This window comes from Nitrosomonas sp. (assembly GCF_019752415.1).
Taxonomy (GTDB): domain Bacteria; phylum Pseudomonadota; class Gammaproteobacteria; order Burkholderiales; family Nitrosomonadaceae; genus Nitrosomonas.
The window spans coordinates 1-5912 of the sequence record NZ_JAIEME010000089.1 but is presented as its reverse complement, the minus strand read 5'-3'; the positions used below and the strand labels follow the sequence as shown (position 1 = coordinate 5912).

The 5912-nt window shown below is 44.7% G+C and carries 5 protein-coding genes and 2 pseudogenes; 3 read left to right on the top strand and 4 right to left on the bottom strand.

What is annotated here, in order from left to right:
- A pseudogene (locus K2P83_RS12720) lies at positions 1 to 188 on the top strand (IS5/IS1182 family transposase); the annotation flags it as partial.
- A 14-nt stretch (positions 189 to 202) separates the two neighbouring features.
- Complete coding sequence (locus K2P83_RS12715) at positions 203 to 349, top strand: hypothetical protein (RefSeq protein WP_292929753.1); 147 nt, start codon at positions 203 to 205, stop codon at positions 347 to 349.
- Positions 350 to 451: 102 nt separating this feature from the next.
- On the opposite strand, the pseudogene K2P83_RS12710 reads toward K2P83_RS12715, so the two are convergent.
- A pseudogene (locus K2P83_RS12710) lies at positions 452 to 720 on the bottom strand (transposase); the annotation flags it as partial.
- Between the two features lie 305 nt (positions 721 to 1025).
- A complete protein-coding gene (locus K2P83_RS12705) occupies positions 1026 to 1244 on the bottom strand; it encodes a hypothetical protein (protein WP_292929751.1) in 219 nt (72 codons plus the stop codon).
- A gap of 153 nt (positions 1245 to 1397) precedes the next feature.
- Here K2P83_RS12705 and K2P83_RS12700 point away from each other — a divergent pair, with 153 nt between their 5' ends.
- Positions 1398 to 3785 (top strand): DNA internalization-related competence protein ComEC/Rec2, encoded by a 2388-nt coding sequence (locus K2P83_RS12700; RefSeq protein WP_363279620.1) that lies wholly within the window; start codon positions 1398 to 1400, stop codon positions 3783 to 3785.
- A gap of 38 nt (positions 3786 to 3823) precedes the next feature.
- On the opposite strand, the gene K2P83_RS12695 is transcribed toward K2P83_RS12700, so the two are convergent.
- Positions 3824 to 5257, bottom strand: a complete 1434-nt coding sequence (locus K2P83_RS12695) for a HAMP domain-containing sensor histidine kinase (protein WP_292929747.1) — start codon at positions 5255 to 5257, stop codon at positions 3824 to 3826.
- 21 nt (positions 5258 to 5278) lie between these two features.
- On the bottom strand, positions 5279 to 5668 hold the full coding sequence (locus K2P83_RS12690) for a response regulator (protein WP_292929745.1): 390 nt from the start codon (positions 5666 to 5668) through the stop codon (positions 5279 to 5281).
- Positions 5669 to 5912 lie beyond the last annotated feature (244 nt).

Genomic DNA, 5912 nt, shown 5'->3' with positions numbered 1-5912 from the left:
AGATTTCGCGCGGGAAAGCCGCCAAGCAAGCCGTATGCGATCGCGGCTACCGCGGCAAAGTTGAAGTCAATGGAACTCGGATCATTTTGCCTGGAAAAGCATTCAAGAAGGATACCCGGTACCAGAAAGACAAGAAACGGAAACAGTGCAGGAGGCGTGCGGCGATTGAACCCATTATCGGCCCTTGAAATCGGATTACCGAATGGCGAGGAACTATCTGAAAGGTGCTATCGGCGATCACATCAATCTGCTGATGGTTGCTTGCGCATGGAATCTGAAACAATGGCTTCTGGCCATTTTTTGGCTCTTTTTCCCATGGCGAAAACTGCGAATTTATCAGATTACTTGATGGAAATTAAACTACCGGGCCATGCGTTTTGGTCAATAACAGTTTTCTCGGATAGTTCTTCCAGAACAACTGTTGTTTGATACTTTTTCAGGGTCGACTAAGTAATATCTCGTTGGCTCGCTTTAATTCCCGGTTCTCCTGTTCCAATTCCTTGAGCCGCTCACGATCCGCGCAGTCGACATGCCGCCTCGAATTCCCTGATCAATCTCTGTTCGTCTTACCCAAGTGCGTAACGTCTTCGTTGTACAGCCAATCTTTGATGCGATCGACTTGATCGCCATCCATTGTGATTCATGCTCTATTTGTAGCTCGAACACCAATCTTACCGCTCGTTCTCGTACTTCCGGTGAATAACTGATTTGGTTTTTCATCTCTTCCTCCTCTCAAATTACTTTATCTCCGGAAATACCGGGGCGATTCAAATTCAAAAAATTTAGTAGCCATCAACCTTGACATCTGCGAGCTTATTTAGAGTTTGATCAGAAATTCAGCAATCAGATACGCACTGTCAAGTAAGAATTACGGTTTGAGATGATTTGGCAGGCACGCGCAAACGAGATCTTTCTGGACATGCCCACTTTTGTCACCCGGAATGCTATTTTGGCAGCAAGATTCCTCATGCAAATAAGAACCAGCACCAAGATGAGCCGGTTCATGGTCAGGAAGATGCTATTTATCATGCGACAGAAGTATCAGCGCGCATTGCTAGAATTTTGTTGAGTCGGCAATCATTCTTTCCTTGGCAAAGCTTTCTTTCAATTGGAATGTGCTCGCGATATCCCTGTCGACGTTGTGCTTTCAGGCGCTTCAATTCATCTTTGTTTTCAGGGATACTCTTTGGCGGACGCCCCAGTGGCTTGCCTGCGAAGCGGATGGTCGTGCACCGAGTTATCATGCGACAATTCTCAAATCTCCAGACACTACAGAATTTGATGGAAAAAACTTTCGATAGAGCATGCTGGAAATTTCCTGAGAGAATTTCAGGGAGCATGCCATACAGCGATCTAAAATAAAATTTACTTGGCAAAGGAGTTCAGAAAATTTGTTAGTGCAATCAAATATTCTTGCTTTTGTTTTGGGTGCCAGCTTGTTGCAGCAACGAGCTGAATTACCAGAAATTTTGTGGGCGTGGAGTTTATTGCTGCTGGGCATCGCGCTTGGGTTGTTTCGATGCCGTCAATTGGTGATTCCGGTAGTAATAAGCAAGATTGTGTTTTGGCTGCTTTTTATGGGAATAGGTTTTTTCTGGGCCGCTGCGATGGCGCATTGGCGTTTGGCCGACTCATTACCCCACGAATGGGAGCGTAGAGATATCCAGGTTATCGGTGTAGTGGCCAGTATGCCGCAAAAGGATGATCGCAGTATGCGTTTCCGGTTTGATATTGAGCGTGTGGTCACAGAAGGTGCAGTTGTACCCAAAAAGGTTGCATTGTCCTGGTATAAAGAGCGGCAAGTGGATTCAGTTCAGAAGGTGTTTCCGGCTATCAAAGCAGGAGAACGCTGGCAACTAATGGTGCGCCTAAAACAACCGCACGGTACCTTGAATCCGCATGGCTTCGATTATGAAGCATGGGCCTTGGACCGTAATATTCGAGCAACCGGATACGTGCGAGTATCGGACGATAATCAGCGCTTGCATCCGATAGTGCAACGGCCAAGCTATTGGGTTGAGCATATTCGTGAAGAAATCCAGCGACGCTTTGCTGCGAGGTTAACCGATAAATCCTATGCCGGTATACTAAAAGCTCTGGCGACAGGCGATCAACAAGCCATTCCCCGCGATCAGTGGCAAATATTTACTCGCACAGGGACCAATCATTTGATGGCAATTTCCGGACTGCATATCACTATGATCTCCAGCATGGTATTCGCATGCGTATTCTGGCTATGGCGTTGGAATCGCTATTTAGCATTACGTCTGCCAGCCCGCCGTGCCGCTGTCATGGCTGGATTGATGGTGGCATTCAGCTATGCTGTGCTATCTGGCTTTGCAATTCCGGCACAACGCGCATTCTGTATGCTGGCTGTGGTGGCGATCGCGCTATGGAGAGGCCAATATACTTCAGCTACGAGGGTGCTGGCATGGGCGTTATTTTGGGTGGTGCTTCTAGATCCTTGGGCAAGCATTGCACCTGGTTTCTGGCTGTCATTTGGCGCAATTGCCATTATTATGCTGGTGACGGTAGGGCGGATCGGCAAAACTCACTGGCTGAGTGATTGGTTGCGGATTCAATGGGCCATTACTCTGGGACTCATTCCACTATTATTGGTTCTGTTTCAACAGGTGTCATTGGTGTCACCAATTGCGAATGCCATAGCCATTCCGTTGGTGAGCTTGGTAGTGGTGCCGCTCACATTGCTGGCGACAATACCTATATTTGACTTTATGTTACCGGTTGCACATGGCGTGCTAAGTATTGTCATGCTCTTACTGCAATCTCTGAGCGATATGTCAAATGTAGTATGGCAGCAGCATGCGCCACCGATGTGGACAATAGCGGTGGCAATCGCTGGGATCTTGTGGTTGTTGCTGCCCGGAAGCTTTGGATTGGGTTTTTTTGCCGGTTTCCCAGCACGCTGGCTGGGTGTGATTGCATTGCTTCCGATGTTCCTGGCACAGCCATCTCGGCCAGAAGCCGGTGAGTTATGGTTAACGGTTCTGGATGTTGGTCAGGGATTGGCAGTAGTGGCGCGCACTGAGCATCATGCTCTGTTATTCGATACCGGTCCCAATTTTGGTGAAACGGACAGCGGTAGCCGTATTATCGTGCCCTTTTTACGTGGAGAAGGTATTCGCCAGCTTGATACTTTAATCGTATCACATGCTGATTCAGATCATAGTGGTGGCGCTTTATCGGTACTGGAGGCGATACCTACTAAGAGATTACTATCTTCTCTGTATAGCCATCACCCAGTACAGCAAGTTGTGCGCCATAAAGAACAGTGCCGTGCTGGCCAATTCTGGCAATGGGATGGCGTATATTTTGAAATGCTGCATCCATTAACTCAGGATTATGCGAATACAAGACTTAATACCAATGCACGCAGTTGCGTGTTAAAAATTACATCAATTCATGGGAGTGTATTGCTGCCGGCTGATATTGAAGGAAAGGACGAGCAGGCATTGCTCGCTCGCGCCAGTGATAAGCTTCCTGCAACAGTACTGATCGCGCCGCATCATGGCAGTAATACTTCTTCGACTGCTGCTTTTTTACAAAAAGTGAATCCTTCCCTGACGATATTCACAATGGGCTATCAGAATCGGTACGATCATCCGAGTGAAGTGGTGGTGGCTCGCTATCACAACTTGGGGAATCAATTATTGCGCAGTGATCTAGAGGGTGCTATTTTGGTTCGCTTTGCAAATAATGCGTGGTCTGTTGCAAGTTGGCGAAGATTGCATCGCCGCTATTGGCAGCATAACAGAATTGAATAAATTAACCCTGATCTTGATTGAAGTGCGGTTTGAGTTTTCTAATATTCGTCAGGTAATTCGATATTACTAAATATCACAGTGAAAGTAGTACCCATTCCGGGCTCGCTGGTGACTTTGATTTTCAGTTTGTTATTTTCTGCTGCGATTCTTACGATAGACAAACCAATGCCGCTGGATGCTTTGTTATGAAGAGCGGCCCTAGGCGAATAAAAATACTCATTAAATATATTCGGCAGATCTTTGTTATCAATGCCGATTCCATGATCGGTTACAATAATTTCGGCACTTCGATTAAGGCGATTGACGGTCGATGCAATTTCAACGGATCCGCTATCATGAGAATAGGTGATTGCATTGGTAATGATATTTTCCAGGAGTATTCCCAATTGATCAGGAATTACCTTACAGACAAAGTTCTCAATCGATAGATTGAGTACAACGTTTTTAGAATTGGCAACGGGAGTTATTTTCTCAAGACACTTCTGAAGAGCAGTTTGAATATCAACAGATTCGAAAACTGCGGTGTCAAGACAAGTATCTTTCAGTCGTTCTAATCTGAGTAAATCAAGTATTAAGCCGGACATATTCTTTGCCCGGACATCCATCTGTTGAAGTGCCGTACTGACTTCAGGTGTCGTTTCGCCCAAATAGCCCTCGTTAATCAAATTTATTTTGCTACGGATAGCATCCAACGGTGATTTCAGCTGGTGTGTGATCAGCAATGCATATTGATCTTTTTCTACTTGTGCTTGATTGATTTGTTTGTAAGCATCAACTAGATGACGTTCATGGGCACGAACGATCAAGGAAAGTCTTGATACAACATACCATACGATAAGAAATAAGGCATCGAGAAAAAACATCCACACTATTGCCCCATCCCTACGCGCACTTTCAGAAAGAATATGATTGCTTATTAAAGCCGAAAGTGGCGATTGAATGATCAGAAAGTTATCAATAACGATGACGACCGTGTCCATTAAACAAACTAATATGGTTACATATAGGCTTTCACGGGTAGAAAAAAAGATACAGGCCAGTGCAATATGCAGCACGTAGAAAAAGGAAACCGGTGTAGTAGTGCTACCAATATAATGCACGACAACGGATAGGCAGATCAGATCAACAATGATTTGCACCCATAAATTAATAGAGGGCGAGTTATATTTACTAGATTTGCCATAATTTTTTAATGCGAAGATGTATGCAATATTTGCAACAACCAGCACAATAATGATGGCAATTGGCCATTTCTGCTGTTCACTGATACCCAACTTCGCCAGTGCATCTGATGATGACAGCATCAGGATTTCGAAGAAAACCAGTGTGGCAATCAATACCCAGCGGAAGGTAATAAACCAGCGGATATTACTAATTAAAACATCATCACTGAGTTTTAGTTTTTCACCTATTAATTCAAGCGATATATTTTGGCTGTTCGATTTATTCCAGGAAAATTCAGTGGTTGCCATTCTTTTTTAGCCTAAGTGTGGTTATGATACGGGTCCCGTATGTTTTAACCGCTCGTTAATTGTTGCCAATAAGCTTATCGGTTCCACAGGTTTTTCCATAATACAAACCCACTCATGCGTCCCATCCTCAAAATAGGGTCTGATCATATCACCCAGAGATGTCAAGAAAATGGCTTGTATTTGTGGGAAGCGTTTGTGAATTTGTGCGTAGGTAGTCAATCCGGAATCCATTGATTCAACCATCACATCAAGGATAGCCAAATCAGGCCGTTTCGCCTCATCTTCCAATGAATCAATAAATTCCTGCATAGTCAGATAACTATCAACTTCATATCCGTTTTTACACAGTATGCGTTCAACAGCCTCGCGAATATCTGAGTCATCATCGACGTGTGCAATTCGTGGTGCCATGGTAATTTTCCTTCCTTAATAGTTGAGCCTGGAGAGCTAAGCGCGTATAGGAAACCGCTTAGAAACTGAGGGCATTATCTGTTGGATCTTATCGTAGCGGTTGTGAAAAATATGTGAAGTGTAATTAACGTCATATGGTTGGAAAATCTTAACTCTAAGGTGCTGAGATCTAAGGAAACGCTGAATAATTCATCGCGCAGTAGAGATCAAGCCGAATGACTATGTGATATTGCGATAATTTGCG